Raw genomic sequence first — 14,884 nt, forward strand, 5'->3', positions numbered from 1 at the left:
ACCACAAATGATAAAAAAATATATATGGTAGATTGCTGGGAGAAGGATCAATTTTTATGTGCTTTTCCTGGGCAGCAGCGATGTTTTATTAGGGATATAAGCTGCTGGTTATCAATGTATATACAATATCTCCATAGTTTTTTGCATAGTCGCTGAATTTTTGAGATAAAAACGTTTATCTTTGCGCAAAATTTCAGAAAACGGTGATTTCTTTCAGTAAGTTCAAACATAGAATGGTAGCACTTGTGATGGTTTTAGGCCTTCACAGTTTTGGTAATTTTTCCTATGCAGCACACAATGAGGGCGGTACCGAGCCAGCAACTCATCAGGAAGCAGCAGCTGAAGAACCAAAAAAATTTGATGCTAAGGAAGTAATTCTCGGACACGTTAAGGACGCACATGACTGGCATCTGTTCAGCATAGGCGAAACGCATGCGACCATTCCGCTGCCAGTGATTATTTATAATCCTACACGTGGACTTTCTGTATTTTCTTCTTCCCAGTTTCATCATGGTCATGAAGCACATGACGGTTACCGTCTGGTAAACGCTCACTATGTTCATGAGAAAGGACTGGACCCGGCTAAATATACAGACGGCAAGGTGATCGCAGTAGATGCGAACGACATGCCAACCGGCGAGGAGATCTACGATTTCTCTATTACCAAAAACATCACTTCTATGATCATTGCGGCTGTGCTGCTGATCGTTCTGATGCTGAATGTAGCGAAGGCTTACCGCCTGCGTGGTTCCAAAAAAGCGCCTAAAGGCTTCCAGAGCCTGATAGAGCCGGTAATCATCTTCATCCGTGATGAGGTGGTAAAACCAAATATTCCTGGTAAAGCTGAGAGATATACTCCGTTTATACTGACTATTTTCTTCTTCATCCTGATTAACAACCTGTTAGGTCTGTTACCTGGTTCTGCCAACGTAACCGGTAACATCGCTGTGACTACTGCGCTGGCTATCATCAGCTTTATAGCTACTATGTTCTCTACCAACAAACATTTCTGGGGGCATATCTTTAATCCTCCTGTACCTGGAGGCGTGAAGGTTATCCTGGCTCCGGTAGAGCTGATCGGTGTGATTACCAAGCCGGTATCACTGGCAATCAGGTTGTTTGCCAACATTCTGGCGGGTCACATCATCATCCTGAGTATTATTTCCCTGGTGTTCATCTTTGGATCTTTAAGCAAGGTGGCTGGTTATGGCTTCCTGCCGATAACTATCGCTTTCAACATCGTGATGATGATGCTGGAGCTGCTGGTTGCCTTTATCCAGGCCTTTATCTTTGCCAACCTGACAGCAGTTTTTATCGGCCAGGCAATGGAAGGCGGACATGATGATCACCACTAATCAATCGTAATTTCTTAAATACAAATACATATTCATTATGGCACTTTTGACTGTATTATTGCAGGCTGCTGCAGTATCTGGTTTAGCTAAAGCTGGTGGCGCTGTAGGCGCTGGTATCGCTGCTATCGCTGCTGGTATCGGTGTGGGCAACATTGGTAAAAGCGCTCTGGAGTCTATCGCTCGTCAACCAGAAGCTGCTAACGACATCCGTGCAAACATGATCCTGGCTGCTGCGCTGGTTGAGGGTGTTGCCCTCTTCGGTGTAATCGCTGGTCTGCTGGCGGTAGTTCTGTAAGCCAAACTTTTTACTGCATCCGGAGCACAGGGCAATGGATGCAGTAATCTTTCATTTGGCCATTGGATTATTAAGAGATGGGTTGATTTCCGTCACTTCCTGAAACCGATAAATATCAAATCAAAATAAATAAAATTCATATAACATGGATCTGTTGATACCCGCGTTGGGCTTGTTTCTTATCTCATTCGTCATTTTCATCATCGTATTTCTGATCCTGAAAAAATTTGCATGGACTCCGATCCTGGCAGTTTTGAAAGAAAGGGAAGGCTCTATCGCAGATTCCATTGCCTCCGCTGAAAGAGTGAAGGAAGAGATGGCGCAGATGAAAGCTGAGCACGAGCATGTACTGGCTGAAGCTAAAGCTGAAAGAAGCAAAATCCTGAAAGAGGCGAAAGACGCGAAAGATGTTATCATCAGCGAGGCGAAAGCACAGGCGCAGGCAGAAGCCAAAAAAATCATCAGCGAAGCTTATACAGCGATTGAAAATCAAAAACTGGCAGCGCTGACTGATGTGAAAAACCAGGTAGGTGCGCTTGTAATTGAAGTGGCTGAGAAAGTGTTGAGAAGAGAACTGGCTGATAAAACAGCTCAGGAATCTTACGTGAAACAACTGGCTGGAGAAATTAAACTGAATTAAGATATTAACTGTTGGCCTTCGGTATCTGCCGGAGGCCGACGGCTAAAAGCTATAAGCTATATGCAGAATCCCCGTTTAGCATCTAGGTATGCAAAATCATTGATAGACCTGGTTCAGGAAAAGGGCCAGCTGGAAGCGGTGCATAACGACATGCTGTTCCTGCAGCAACTGGTGAAATCCAACCGCGATGTGGTGAATTTGCTCAAAAGCCCGATTATCAAGGCTGATAAAAAGCAGAAAATCATGGCGGCCATCCTGGAAGGTAGAGTAAATGCTACCACCCTGGCTTTCATCAACCTGCTGATCAATAAAACACGTGAAAGCTGCCTGCCCGAAATGGCGGTAGAATTCACCCGTCAGTACAATGTCATCAAAAACATCAGTATTGTAAAAATTACTACAGCTGTAACACTGGACAACGCTACTCTGGAAACAATCCGTCAGAAAGTGGCCAGCGAGGTTCCGCAGCAGGTGCAACTGGAAACAGCTGTAAACGAAGAGCTGATTGGTGGTTTTGTACTCGAAGCAAACGACAAGCTGTTTGATGCTTCCGTTGCCCGCGATCTGCACGATATCAAAAAACAATTCAGCAAGAATATTTACGTATCCGCAATACGTTAATTAAAAACAGCAGCCGCTGCGTACACGCAAAGCTGTTGTCGTTATATAAACTTTTCTAACGACTTTTTTTAAAATCATAATTATGGTTGATATTAAACCTGATGAAATTTCGGCGATATTACGCCAGCAGTTAAGCAACTTCAATGCTACTGCCGATCTCGAAGAGGTAGGCACAGTATTGTCGGTGGGTGATGGTATCGCCCGCATCTACGGTTTGGGTAATGTGCGTTATGGTGAACTGGTTGAATTCGGCAATGGCGTAAAAGCAATTGCATTGAACCTGGAAGAAGATAACGTAGGTGTGGTTTTGATGGGTGGATCTCAGGACATTAAAGAAGGAGATAAAGTACGTCGTACCGGTAAAATCGCTTCCATCAACGTGGGCGAAGGCATGGTAGGACGTGTGGTAAATACACTGGGCGAACCAATCGATGGTAAAGGCCCTATCACTGGTCAGCTGTATGAAATGCCACTGGAGCGTAAAGCACCAGGTGTACTGTACCGCGAACCAGTTAAAGAACCACTGCAGACTGGTATCAAAGCGATCGATGCGATGATTCCTATCGGCCGTGGTCAGCGTGAGCTGGTAATCGGTGACCGTCAGACAGGTAAAACTGCTATCTGTATCGATACCATCATCAACCAGAAAGAATTTTATGAAGCAGGTAAACCTGTGTTCTGCATATACGTAGCTGTAGGTCAGAAAGCATCTACCGTTGCGGGTGTAATGAAAACTTTACAGGAAGCTGGTGCAATGGCTTACACTGTAATCGTTGCTGCTTCTGCATCTGAACCAGCTCCGCTGCAGTTCTACGCTCCATTTGCCGGTGCTGCTATCGGTGAGTTCTTCCGTGACAGCGGCCGTCCAGCCCTGATCGTATACGATGATCTGTCTAAACAGGCCGTTGCTTACCGTGAGGTGTCCCTGCTGCTGAAACGTCCTCCTGGTCGTGAAGCTTATCCTGGTGACGTATTCTACCTGCATAGCCGTCTGCTCGAGCGTGCTGCGAAAATCATCAACAACGATGAGATCGCAAAACAAATGAACGATCTGCCTGAGTCTATCAAACATCTGGTAAAAGGTGGTGGTTCCCTCACTGCATTGCCGATCATCGAAACACAGGCATCTGACGTATCTGCGTACATCCCTACCAACGTAATCTCCATCACCGATGGTCAGATCTTCCTGGAAGGTAACCTGTTCAACGCCGGTGTACGTCCTGCGATCAACGTAGGTATCTCCGTAAGCCGCGTGGGTGGTAACGCTCAGATCAAATCCATGAAATCTGTATCCGGTACCCTGAAACTCGACCAGGCTCAATACCGCGAAATGGAGGCCTTCTCCAAATTCGGTGGTGACCTGGATGCTGCTACCAAAGCAGTTATCGACAAAGGTGCCCGTAACGTGGAAATCCTGAAACAAGCACAGTTCAGCCCGCTGCCTGTAGAAAAACAAGTTGCCATCATCTACCTGGGTACCAAAGGTCTCCTGCGTGATGTTCCGGTTAAACAAGTTCGCGCTTTCGAAGAAGCTTTCCTGAATGAAATGCAGGTTCGCTTACCAGAAGTACTGGCCGAATTCAAAAGCGGTAAACTGTCTGAAGAAGGCACCAAGAAAATGGTTACCCTGGCTAATGAACTGAAACCAAGGTTCGTTTAAGATCGTAATTAGCTATTTTTTATAATAGAAGCCTCTGCCGGTTCATGGCAGAGGCTTCTTTATTTATGGTATAAATATTTCGATTGTAGAAAACATGAAATATAAAAATATTTCCATATTATTTGTTTTCAGGTTTTTAGATGTTGTCCGATCATAAATTTTTTTTATTTATTGGGACGACCACGTTATATTTGATTGACAATGAGAACGTGATAAACCAAAATTCACATTGATGTTTTGCCCCCGTTCATGACCTCACCGCCCCTTTAGACAACCTTTTTACAATCTTTTTTTCTCATTTTATCGTGTCCCTGGTTTGCATGTGAAGCTATGACTGTTTGTGTCCCGGCCTGAGATACTATGTCTTAAACAGTTTGTCTATGGATGTATGTTTACGATTGTTTGTATACGCAGTAAAAATATGGTTATGCAGAAGGGCAGATGCCCCGTTCCCCGTATATGCCTGCCTGTTACTGACAACAGACAGACAACTTATCAGCATAGAAAAATTTCAGGGAAACTCCATCAGCAACACCACCAGGAGTGGTGCAGCCCTGCTTTTCCTGGTACTATAGAAAAAGGATAGTAGCAGAACCCAACGACCAGATTTACAAGTTCGTGAACACCGGTTTCCTTTTTGTTGTTTATACTTCACCGTTAGTACCATCAGGAACAGACAGAAGACATATAAGGCTGGATAAAATGAGGCAGGTAATCATATAAAATGGTCCACATATATGACAAAGCGACTCCTATTATTTGTATTAGGCTGCTTAGGGCTACTGACAGCCGCCGGACAACAAAATGTTCAGTTCAGCCAGTATATATTCAATGGCCTGAGTGTAAACCCGGCATATGCAGGATACAAGCAGGACTGGTATCTGAATGCCATTTACCGCCATCAGTGGGTTAACTTCCCCGGAGCACCACAAACGGCAGGTGTCTCCATCGACGGTCTTACAAATGCCAAAGACGAAAGAGTGGGAGTAGGAGCACAGGTGATGTATGATAAACTGGGGCCTCAGGAAAACCTGTCGGCATACGGTTTTTACTCCTACCGCATCCCGCTCGACCCTGATGATACCCGGCGCCTGTGTATAGGCCTGGGCGGAGGTATTACCCAGTACAGTGTAGATGGTAACGCACTGAAGTTTGTAGACGACCTGGACCAGGCCATCCCACAGGGCAAAACCTCTAAAATAGTTCCTGACGCCCGCTTTGGAGTGTATTACTATACGCCTAAGTTTTATATCGGCGCTTCCGTTATGGACCTGTTTTCTCTATATACCTCCAAAGTCAACTACTACTGGGGTGGATATAATTACAGCACCTTGCGAAAGACCCAGCATCTGTATCTGACTGCCGGTTATCTGCTGAATCTTTCGGAAAACCTCAAACTGAAACCATCGTTGATGGTGAAAGAAGATTTTAAAGGCCCCACGAACCTGGATATCAACGCATTTTTACTGATAGCCGAAAAGCTATGGATAGGTGGTTCCTATCGTACCGGCGTGAAGTTATGGAGTAAACCCGCACTGGCCAATGATCTGGAACAACTGGATGCCGCCAGCGCACTGGTAGAGTTTTACGCCACACCGCAGCTCCGTATTGGTTATTCATACGATATCACTATCAACAAAATGGCCAGCTATCAGCAAGGGTCACACGAAATCTCAGTAGGCTTTCTCTTCAACAGTAAAAAATATCAATCCCGTACTATGAGTCCCCGGTACTTTTAAAATATGCAGGCATGAGAAAATCATTGATCAATTGTTTAAAAGTTGGTGTACTGTTATGCATAGCACACATAGCTGCAGCCCAGGAACAGCCAGCCATCAGCAAAACGGCAGACGTACATTTCAGAAGAGAAGAATATGCGCAGGCCGCAGGCCTCTATGAAAAACTACTACGTACCCGCGAAGGACGCAGACATGCACATGAGATCAAGGAAAGACTGGCGGACTCTTACCGACTATTTAACCAGTACGATAAAGCTACCTACTGGTATGGACAATTGTTGCAGGAAAACCCCAATGATGCGGAAGCCCGCCTGCATTATGCCGATATGCTGAAATGTCTGGGACAATATGAAGACGCCAGGCGGCAATATCAGCAATACCCTGACCAACAGCGGGTGGCGTCCCGTATCGCAGGATGCGATTCTGCTATAAAATGGGCTGCCAGCCCTGCACCCATTCCATTAAAAAATGAAACGGGCATCAATACCGGGAAAAATGACTGGGGAAGCACCTGGTATGGGAATCGTGTTGTATTTGTGTCTGACAGTGTCCGTAGGAATATCTGGTATATCAAAGGAACCCGGCGCCGCTATGGGCGCAACAATGCAGGTTATGGAAAACTGTATGAAGCAGAAGATAACCGGAGCGGTATTGGTTATGTAAAAGACTTTTCTGCATTTATCAACAACTATCCCTTCCATGTAGGACCAGTATGTTTTACACCGGCAGGCGACACCGCCTATGTTACCGTGACGGACCCGGCCAGGAGGGTGCCATACGATAAAAAGGAAAAACCGGTTTATGGTACGCGTCAGCTTAGACTGCTCGTTTTTGTCCGTAAAAACAACCAGTGGCAGGCTCCCATGACCTTCCCCTATAACAGTAACGACTACTCGCTGGGACATGCAGCATTGAACGAATCCGGCAATATCCTGTATTTCACCTCCGATATGCCCGGTGGCACCGGCGGAACGGACATATGGTATTGTGAAAAACAAACCGACAACACCTGGGGCCAACCCCGGAATTGCGGACGCGTAATCAATACAACAGATGATGAAGCGTTTCCCGTAGCAGGCTCCCATGAAATGCTGTATTATGCCAGTAAAGGCCTGCCCGGTCTTGGTGGCTATGATGTGTTTGCCACCACCGGTAACAGAAGCGATTGGACGGTGCCTGTTAACCTGATGCTACCCTTTAATTCCAGTAGTGATGACTTTTGTTATGTACCACAAACTGTGCATGAAGGCTTTATTTCATCCAACAGGCCAGGTGGTATGGGTGGCGATGATATCTATAGCTTTAGCCTGCCACCGGCCCTGCCTGAACTACAACCACTGCCTGTTCCGCTACTGCGTATACCCCTTACCGTAGACATCTGTACCTATACCAACACCTGTGTATATCTGTATAATAAAACCCGTGACATGGGTTGGTGTTATATGATTGCCGCTCCGTCAGAAAAGATAACGGCCAAGCTGGAACCCAATGCAGAATATATCATACGGGTACACTACCCTGACCATGTGGAGAGCCTGGCTTTTGATACCCATAATATGACCGGATCTGAGCCGGTATATAAAACAATCTGTCCTGAAACCAGCAGCAAGCCTGTTATCCGGGAAAAAGTGCGTAAACATCCATCCAAACATGCTCCTAAACATTCTTCCAAACATAAAAAGGGTCAGCCTGTACCCAAGAGCAGGAGACATAGAAAATAACTCGATTGGTTTATATGATATTGATAATCAATTTTATATAAACTTTTTCTTTCCTTATTTTGTTTATAATATAAACTAGTTTATCTTCGATCCTGCCTAACTCCAAAAGTATGTTGAAGGTCAACCTCTATCTATTCCTATTTATCTTTTTACCATTTGCATTGCTGGCGCAGCATAAGATCAGCGGTAAAGTAACAGACAGTAAAAAACATCCGTTGCCGGGTGTAAACATATCCATCAAAGGTACTTACGATGGCGCTACCAGCAAGGCTGACGGCGGTTTTTCCTTTACTACCGATGCCACTGGTGATCAGGTATTGACAGCAGTGTTGACAGGTTATCAGTTGCTGGAAATAAAAATCAGTACCGATAACGCTGAGCAGTTATCTGTGATATTGAGGAATGATGTGAATGCACTGCGGCTGGTAACTATTTCGGCCGGCAGTTTTGAAGCCAGCGATAGTAAAAAAGGAACCGTGCTGAAACCACTGGATATTGTCACCACGGCCGGTGCTGGCGCTGATATTACCAATGCGATCAAAACACTGCCCGGAGCGCAACAGGCTAACGACCGCGAAGGGCTTTTTGTCAGAGGTGGTACAGGATACGAAACCCAGACACTGATAGATGGTATGCTGGTACGGAATCCTTATGCTTCCACTACACCGGATATACCAGGACGCGGGCGTTTCTCTCCGTTTCTCTTTAAAGGAACTACTTTCAGCAGTGGTGGTTATTCCGCCCAGTACGGTCAGGCGCTGTCTTCTGCGTTGGTACTGGAATCCAACGATCTGCCACAGCGTTCTTCCGCGAGTATAGGCCTTTCCGTTATTGGTGTCAGCGGAGGCTTGGAGAATCTTTCCAAAGACAAAAAAACTTCCTGGGGCGTGGAAGGAGACTATACTAATCTGTCACCCTATTATAGTGTAACAAACCCCCGGCAGACGCCTAATCTGGGACCGGAGTTTGTTACTGCTTCGATGAATTTCAGAAGGAAAACTTCTTCCACTGGTCTGCTGAAGTTTTATGGCTACGGCAACTGGGGAAAATTAGGTTTTAGTTCGCCCAGTATTGAATATCCCGGTGATACGGAATCTTATAAAGTTCGTAACGGTAACATCTATACGAATATGACCTATAAGGAAAACCTGGGCCGTGACTGGCGACTGTATATCGGCGCCTCTTTCAGTACCAATTCAGACAATATCAATACAGATACACTGATCAAAGCGCCGGTGCCAACAGAAATAAGGATACAGTCCACGCTCAGCCAGTCACGTGTGATGTTTACCCGCAACTTAGGACAGTTTTCTTCGCTGCGGCTGGGTGGTGAATATCAATATGCTACAGAGAAATTTTCCTTTAACCGTACACCGTTTAATTATGCCGACAACTATGTCGCTGGTTTTACGGAGGCAGATATTTATTTCACGCCCTCTTTTGTTGGCCGTGTTGGTGGGCGGGCAGAATACTCTTCTGTACTGGAAAGGATGAACATAGCTCCCCGTTTGTCCCTTGCTTACAAGCTGAATACCCTCAGTCAGTTTTCCATTGCCTATGGCGATTATTATCAGAAGCCGGAGCCGCAGTATATCCGCTTTGACCACGGGCTCGGCTATATGAAAGCCACACACTATATTGCCAGTTTCCAGCGGGTAGCCTCTGACTACACTTTCCGTACGGAGATCTTTTATAAAAAATACACCGACCTGGTAAAAACAATACCGAATTATAATAATAACGGTAAAGGCTATGCGCAGGGCGTGGAGATTTTCTGGCGTGACCGGAAAACGTTTAAGAACGTAGATTACTGGATATCTTATTCCTATCTCGATACAAAAAGGGATTACCTGAATTTTCCTAAAGAGGTACAGCCTGATTTTGCGGCTACACATACGGCCAGTCTGGTATACAAGCATTTTTTCCCGAAACTGGCCACGAATCTTGGATTTACCTACACTTTCGCCACCGGCCGGCCCTACTTTAATCCCAACCTGCCGGCAGACAAGTTTATGTCCGAGAAGACCATTGATTATCATGCATTAGGGGTGAGCGCCAGTTACCTTACTACTATCCGCAAGGCGTTTACCGTTTTTGTATTGTCTGTCAGCAATGCGCCGGGCAATAAACAGGTATACGGCTATCATTATTCCAGTGATGGACTGCGTCGCGGAGAAATCACGCCCAACCTGCCGCGGTTTGTTTATATTGGCATGTTCATGAGCATCGGAACAGACAGAAGACAAGATGTCCTTAATAACTTTTAATTCCAAACACATATGAAACGCTTATTTCTTTCCCTTTTTCTGATCAGTGGGCTGGCAACGGCTGCTGTCGCACAATCTGCCCAATACCAGGATGCCATGTTAAAACAGACCAGCGATCTCGATAGCAACAGTGCTGTTGATCCGACGGTACTGCTGGCCAAAGCCAATACCTTTGAGCGTATTGCTGAAGTAGAAAAAACACAATGGTTGCCTTATTACTATGCTGCCTACTGTCAGGTAATGATGTGTTTTGTGAGCCAGGACAAGAGCAAGACAGATGAGCTGGCCGACAAAGCTTCTGTCAACCTGGACAAGGCTGAGGCGCTGAGTTCCAAAAATTCTGAAATAGCCTGTGTTCGTTCGCTGGTAGCTTCTGCACGGCTGATGGTAGACCCAGCCTCCAGAGGGATGAAATATGGCATGGAAGCCGGACAGCAGATTCAGCTGGCCAAAACCTATAATCCTGAAAATCCGAGGGTATACCTGCTAATGGGACAATCGCTGCTGTTTACTCCTGAGCAGTTTGGTGGCAGCAAAACCAAGGCTAAAACCATGTTGGAAACTGCCATGCAGAAATATGCTGCATTTAAATCAGACAGCGCCATCGCTCCTCATTGGGGTGAGCCTTATGCAAAAGAGCTGTTGAGTAAAGCCCAGTAAGATTTTTACACAAAGGAGCGAAGCATGCAAAGTAGTGAAGGGCCCAAAGCCTTTCACTACGGGCACTTTGTTATCTTTGCTCCTTTGTGTTTTCACTATTTGAATGCTAACTAATATCTGAGACCATGGATTTTAAGGATCTGGACCCGGTGTTACACTCACAGTTGCGACTGGCAATTATGAACGTTTTGTTGAGTGAAAAGGAAGCGGAGTTTACTTTGCTGAAAGAGAAAACGAATGCAACAGCCGGTAATCTGAGTGTACAGATCAATAAATTGCGGGATGCTTCCTATATAGAAGTGATCAAGCAGTTCAGGGACAATTATCCGCAGACCGTTTGTAAGATAACGGCCGCCGGCAGAAAGGCGTTTGAGAACTATGTCAGTTCGATACAGTCTTATCTGAAGATTAATAAGTCGGGACGCTGATCGTTTATTCGGAGGCCAGTTCCGTTTTCTTTAACGGATTTCTGGTGTTCTCTGCATAACGTTCCCGTTGTTCCAGTATGTCGAGGCAGGTAAAGATAGCCTGTCTGAAGGAGCTGGGATCTGCCACATTTTTTCCTGCGATATCGAAGGCGGTGCCGTGGTCGGGCGAAGTACGTACAATACCCAGGCCGGCAGTATAGTTGATACCTTCTCCACTGGCGAGGGATTTAAAGGGTATCAGGCCCTGATCGTGATACATGGCCAGTACGCCGTCAAATTTGACATACATTTCCCGGGCAAAAAAAGCATCCGCACTGTAAGGACCAAAGCAGAGCGTACCATTGCTTTTGGCCTGGCGGATAGCTGGAATGATCTGTTCTATTTCTTCTTTTCCAATCAGTCCTTCATCACCTGCATGAGGGTTGAGCCCCAGGATGGCAATACGAGGTTTATCTATCCCGAAATCCTTTACCAGGCTTTCTTTCATCAGTTGTAACTTGGCCAGGATGTTTTCTTTGGTCACATATTTGGATACGTCCGCCAGTGGTACATGCTCGGTGAGGAGGCCAACGCGCATGTTATCCGCAGTCATAAACATCAGTACGTCTTTAGCATCGAAGGCAGCTTTGAGGTAGGGAGTATGACCGGTATAGTTAAATTGCTGGCTTTGTATGTTGTTTTTATGGATGGGGGCAGTCACCAGACCTTGTATGTGACCGTCTTTCAGGCATTGGATGGCTACTTCGAGGGCACGGGCGGCATATTTGCCTCCGGCTTCGTTCAGTATACCGGGCGTGATCTGCACCTCTTCTTCCCAGCAGTTGTACACATTCACCTGTTTATGGTTCAGGCGGGTGAAATCCTTGATAGACTGATAGTTGAAGCTATTTTCATTCATCAGCTTCCGGTAGAAGTTGATGGTTTTGTTAGATGCGAAAATGACCGGAGTGCAGAATTCCATCATTCTGTTGTCCAGAAATGTTTTGATGATGATTTCTGCGCCAATGCTGTTGATATCACCAATGGTGATGCCGATAACCGGTTTGTTGATCTGTAAATTGCTCATACTGATTGCCTCCAATGAAAGGCAAATATAGCCAGTTTCCAGCACTTTTGGCATAAACGGGTTATCTTTGCTCCTACGCATGTATACATTAAAAAAATCGCTGGGACAGCATTTCCTCACAGATGAGAATATGTGCAGGAGAATTGTGGAGTCCTTACCTGTAGTTGAAGGCCAGCAAGTGCTGGAAGTGGGCCCTGGTGGCGGGGCTATTACCAAGTATCTGTTACAGCTGCCTGACATTCATTTTAAGGCGGTAGAGCTGGACAGGGAGAAGGTGGTATATCTTGAGAAAACCTTTCCTGCCATCCGTGGCAAGCTGGTGAATGAAAGCATTCTGGATGCCGAGCTCCCTTTTGAAGGGCAGTTCCGTTTGATCGGTAATTTCCCTTACAACATCTCTACACAAATCATGTTTAAGCTGCTCGAATGGCGGGATCATGTGGATGTGGCAGTAGGGATGTTCCAGAAGGAAGTGGCCGTCCGTATCGCCTCGGCACACGGCAGCAAGGAGTATGGTATCCTGAGTGTGCTGATACAGGCCTTTTACAAGGTAGAATATCTGTTCGAGGTGCATGAAAACTGTTTCAATCCGCCTCCCAAGGTAAAGTCGGCTGTGATCCGGCTTACCCGGCTGGAGCAGCCGGCAGACATCGTCTCTGAACGAAAGTTCAAGGTGCTGGTGAAAACAGCTTTCAACCAACGCCGCAAGCAGCTTCGTAATCCGCTGAAACCATTATTCGATAAGGAAACCTTGCAGGACCCTATTTTTACTAAGAGGGCCGAAGAGTTGACTGTTGCTGATTTTGCAGCATTATCCCACAAGATGATATGAGCAGAAAAGTATTAATTACCGCCAAAGTACACCCATATTTAACAGACCAGTTGAAGAACAAGGGCTTTGAGGTTGTATATGAGCCTTCCATTTCCTATGACGAAGTGTACAGTGCTATTAAGGATTGTACGGGGCTGATTGTCACCACCCGTATCAAGGTGGATAAGCATATTTTAGATCATGCACGGCAGCTGGAATGGATAGGCCGCCTGGGTTCCGGTATGGAGCTGATTGACGTGCCCTATGCCGAAAGCAAGGGTATTCGTTGTGTCAGCAGTCCGGAAGGCAACCGTGACGCGGTAGGCGAACAGGCCGTGGGAATGTTGCTCTGCCTGCTCAATAACCTGCTGAAAAGCAGCCTGGAACTGCGGGAAGGCATCTGGGAACGCGATGGTAACCGGGGTTATGAGCTCAATGGCCGTACAGTAGGTATTATCGGCTACGGTAATACCGGTAGTGCCTTTGCACGCAAACTGAAAGGTTTTGATGTAAATATCCTGGCTTACGATAAGTATCGGAAAGGTTTTGGAACCGCTGATGTGAAAGAGGCCACCATGGCTGATATTTTTCACAACGCTGATGTGGTGAGTCTGCATCTGCCGTTGACGGAAGAAACCCGGCATATTGCCAATGCGGACTTTTTCCGGTCTTTCGATAAACCGGTTTGGTTTATGAACACCGCCAGGGGTAAGCTGGTGAATACACCTGACCTGATCTCCGCCCTGGAGCAGGGTATTATTGGCGGGGCCTGTCTGGATGTATTGGAAAATGAAAAGCTAGGCAGTTATTCACCGGAGGAGAAGGACCAGCTGGCCTGGTTGCTGAAGGCAAAAAATGTAGTGGTAACACCGCATATAGCGGGTTATTCCCATGAGGCAAGCATTAAGATGGCACGTATCGTGCTGGAAAAACTAAATATCCTGTAAATCCCGTCCCTGGATTTGCGATTCCGAATTAAATCATTGATTTTCAATTGTTTTAATTCGGAAAGGTGATGGTTTTTTCTTTATCCAAAATTTATTATATTTGCAATAACCAGTAAACAACGCTTCTGTGCAAATGGAGGCGTTGATTTTTTTTTCTTATAACCATAAAAAAACAAGCAGGTTATGTCTGGCATAAACTACGTTACGAAAGAAACCCTGGATCAAATGATGAGTGAGCTTAATATTCTCAAAACCAAGGGTCGTGCAGAAATAGCACGTGCCATTTCGGAGGCACGTGAGAAGGGGGACTTGAAGGAAAATGCCGAATATGATGCCGCCAAAGAAGCGCAAGGTTTACACGAGGCCAAGATAGCAACGCTGGAATCGGCTATTGCCACTTCCCGTATTGTGAGTGCAGATGCGATCGATACATCCAAAGTGTCCATATTATGCAAAGTGACAATAACAAACATGGCCAACAAGAAAACGGTTACCTACCAGCTGGTTTCTGAAACCGAAGCCGACCTGAAGGCAGGTAAGATTTCCGTTACTTCCCCTATCGGAAAAGGGTTGTTGGGTAAACAGGTGGGTGACGTGGCAGATGTACAGGCACCCAATGGTGTGATCAAGTTTAAAATAGACAGTATCACCGCATAACCTTTTATGCTGGTTTT

The 14,884-nt window shown here is 45.9% G+C and carries 15 protein-coding genes; 14 read left to right on the forward strand and 1 reads right to left on the reverse strand.

The genetic code is table 11. The annotated features are described in order from the left end of the window. The first annotated feature begins 233 nt into the window (after window positions 1-233). From atpB to DF182_RS15770, 11 genes are all read left to right on the forward strand, one after another. Window positions 234-1,355, forward strand: a complete 1,122-nt coding sequence (gene atpB, locus DF182_RS15720; RefSeq protein ID WP_245957453.1) for a F0F1 ATP synthase subunit A — start codon at window positions 234-236, stop codon at window positions 1,353-1,355. A 37-nt stretch (window positions 1,356-1,392) separates the two neighbouring features. Further along, the gene (gene atpE / locus DF182_RS15725; RefSeq protein ID WP_113616543.1) at window positions 1,393-1,650 is read left to right on the forward strand and encodes an ATP synthase F0 subunit C; all 258 of its coding nucleotides are present in this window, start codon (window positions 1,393-1,395) and stop codon (window positions 1,648-1,650) included. 145 nt (window positions 1,651-1,795) lie between these two features. Continuing rightward, the gene (atpF, locus tag DF182_RS15730) at window positions 1,796-2,290 is read left to right on the forward strand and encodes a F0F1 ATP synthase subunit B (RefSeq protein WP_113616545.1); all 495 of its coding nucleotides are present in this window, start codon (window positions 1,796-1,798) and stop codon (window positions 2,288-2,290) included. A 60-nt stretch (window positions 2,291-2,350) separates the two neighbouring features. After that, window positions 2,351-2,911 (forward strand): ATP synthase F1 subunit delta, encoded by a 561-nt coding sequence (atpH, locus tag DF182_RS15735; RefSeq protein WP_113616546.1) that lies wholly within the window; start codon window positions 2,351-2,353, stop codon window positions 2,909-2,911. 82 nt (window positions 2,912-2,993) lie between these two features. Then, on the forward strand, window positions 2,994-4,571 hold the full coding sequence (gene atpA, locus DF182_RS15740) for a F0F1 ATP synthase subunit alpha (RefSeq protein WP_113616548.1): 1,578 nt from the start codon (window positions 2,994-2,996) through the stop codon (window positions 4,569-4,571). A 380-nt stretch (window positions 4,572-4,951) separates the two neighbouring features. Beyond that, window positions 4,952-5,146, forward strand: a complete 195-nt coding sequence (locus DF182_RS15745) for a hypothetical protein (protein ID WP_113616550.1) — start codon at window positions 4,952-4,954, stop codon at window positions 5,144-5,146. A 162-nt stretch (window positions 5,147-5,308) separates the two neighbouring features. Continuing rightward, window positions 5,309-6,310, forward strand: coding sequence for a PorP/SprF family type IX secretion system membrane protein (locus DF182_RS15750; protein WP_113616552.1), 1,002 nt, complete (start codon window positions 5,309-5,311; stop codon window positions 6,308-6,310). Window positions 6,311-6,321: 11 nt separating this feature from the next. Continuing rightward, window positions 6,322-8,031: a tetratricopeptide repeat protein gene (locus DF182_RS15755; RefSeq protein ID WP_113616554.1), complete on the forward strand. Its 1,710-nt coding sequence runs from the start codon at window positions 6,322-6,324 to the stop codon at window positions 8,029-8,031. 110 nt (window positions 8,032-8,141) lie between these two features. Beyond that, the gene (locus tag DF182_RS15760; RefSeq protein ID WP_113616556.1) at window positions 8,142-10,298 is read left to right on the forward strand and encodes a TonB-dependent receptor; all 2,157 of its coding nucleotides are present in this window, start codon (window positions 8,142-8,144) and stop codon (window positions 10,296-10,298) included. Between the two features lie 12 nt (window positions 10,299-10,310). Beyond that, window positions 10,311-10,958, forward strand: a complete 648-nt coding sequence (locus tag DF182_RS15765; RefSeq protein WP_113616558.1) for a hypothetical protein — start codon at window positions 10,311-10,313, stop codon at window positions 10,956-10,958. Window positions 10,959-11,083: 125 nt separating this feature from the next. Beyond that, entirely contained in the window at window positions 11,084-11,386 is a 303-nt protein-coding gene (locus DF182_RS15770; RefSeq protein WP_113616559.1) for a winged helix-turn-helix domain-containing protein, read from the forward strand. A 4-nt stretch (window positions 11,387-11,390) separates the two neighbouring features. Here the strand turns inward: DF182_RS15770 and pdxA are convergent, their stop codons facing one another. Continuing rightward, the gene (gene pdxA, locus DF182_RS15775; protein WP_113616918.1) at window positions 11,391-12,452 is read right to left on the reverse strand and encodes a 4-hydroxythreonine-4-phosphate dehydrogenase PdxA; all 1,062 of its coding nucleotides are present in this window, start codon (window positions 12,450-12,452) and stop codon (window positions 11,391-11,393) included. 79 nt (window positions 12,453-12,531) lie between these two features. Here pdxA and rsmA point away from each other — a divergent pair, with 79 nt between their 5' ends. From rsmA to greA, 3 genes are all read left to right on the forward strand, one after another. Then, complete coding sequence (gene rsmA / locus DF182_RS15780; protein ID WP_113616561.1) at window positions 12,532-13,284, forward strand: 16S rRNA (adenine(1518)-N(6)/adenine(1519)-N(6))-dimethyltransferase RsmA; 753 nt, start codon at window positions 12,532-12,534, stop codon at window positions 13,282-13,284. Further along, window positions 13,281-14,210, forward strand: a complete 930-nt coding sequence (locus tag DF182_RS15785) for an NAD(P)-dependent oxidoreductase (RefSeq protein WP_113616562.1) — start codon at window positions 13,281-13,283, stop codon at window positions 14,208-14,210. The genes rsmA and DF182_RS15785 overlap by 4 nt, the downstream gene beginning before the upstream one ends. A 183-nt stretch (window positions 14,211-14,393) precedes the next feature. Then, a complete protein-coding gene (gene greA, locus DF182_RS15790; RefSeq protein ID WP_113616564.1) occupies window positions 14,394-14,867 on the forward strand; it encodes a transcription elongation factor GreA in 474 nt (157 codons plus the stop codon). Window positions 14,868-14,884 lie beyond the last annotated feature (17 nt).

Source organism: Chitinophaga flava, assembly GCF_003308995.1.
GTDB classification, from domain to species: domain Bacteria; phylum Bacteroidota; class Bacteroidia; order Chitinophagales; family Chitinophagaceae; genus Chitinophaga; species Chitinophaga flava.

Bases quoted from the DNA above. Each gene is read 5' to 3' on its own strand.
- atpB (WP_245957453.1), top strand. From the start codon at position 234: ATGGTAGCACTTGTGATGGTTTTAGGCCTTCACAGTTTTGGTAATTTT.
- atpE (WP_113616543.1), top strand. From the start codon at position 1,393: ATGGCACTTTTGACTGTATTATTGCAGGCTGCTGCAGTATCTGGTTTA.
- atpF (WP_113616545.1), top strand. From the start codon at position 1,796: ATGGATCTGTTGATACCCGCGTTGGGCTTGTTTCTTATCTCATTCGTC.
- atpH (WP_113616546.1), top strand. From the start codon at position 2,351: ATGCAGAATCCCCGTTTAGCATCTAGGTATGCAAAATCATTGATAGAC.
- atpA (WP_113616548.1), top strand. From the start codon at position 2,994: ATGGTTGATATTAAACCTGATGAAATTTCGGCGATATTACGCCAGCAG.
- DF182_RS15745 (WP_113616550.1), top strand. From the start codon at position 4,952: ATGGATGTATGTTTACGATTGTTTGTATACGCAGTAAAAATATGGTTA.
- DF182_RS15750 (WP_113616552.1), top strand. From the start codon at position 5,309: ATGACAAAGCGACTCCTATTATTTGTATTAGGCTGCTTAGGGCTACTG.
- DF182_RS15755 (WP_113616554.1), top strand. From the start codon at position 6,322: ATGAGAAAATCATTGATCAATTGTTTAAAAGTTGGTGTACTGTTATGC.
- DF182_RS15760 (WP_113616556.1), top strand. From the start codon at position 8,142: ATGTTGAAGGTCAACCTCTATCTATTCCTATTTATCTTTTTACCATTT.
- DF182_RS15765 (WP_113616558.1), top strand. From the start codon at position 10,311: ATGAAACGCTTATTTCTTTCCCTTTTTCTGATCAGTGGGCTGGCAACG.
- DF182_RS15770 (WP_113616559.1), top strand. From the start codon at position 11,084: ATGGATTTTAAGGATCTGGACCCGGTGTTACACTCACAGTTGCGACTG.
- pdxA (WP_113616918.1), bottom strand. From the start codon at position 12,452: ATGAGCAATTTACAGATCAACAAACCGGTTATCGGCATCACCATTGGT.
- rsmA (WP_113616561.1), top strand. From the start codon at position 12,532: ATGTATACATTAAAAAAATCGCTGGGACAGCATTTCCTCACAGATGAG.
- DF182_RS15785 (WP_113616562.1), top strand. From the start codon at position 13,281: ATGAGCAGAAAAGTATTAATTACCGCCAAAGTACACCCATATTTAACA.
- greA (WP_113616564.1), top strand. From the start codon at position 14,394: ATGTCTGGCATAAACTACGTTACGAAAGAAACCCTGGATCAAATGATG.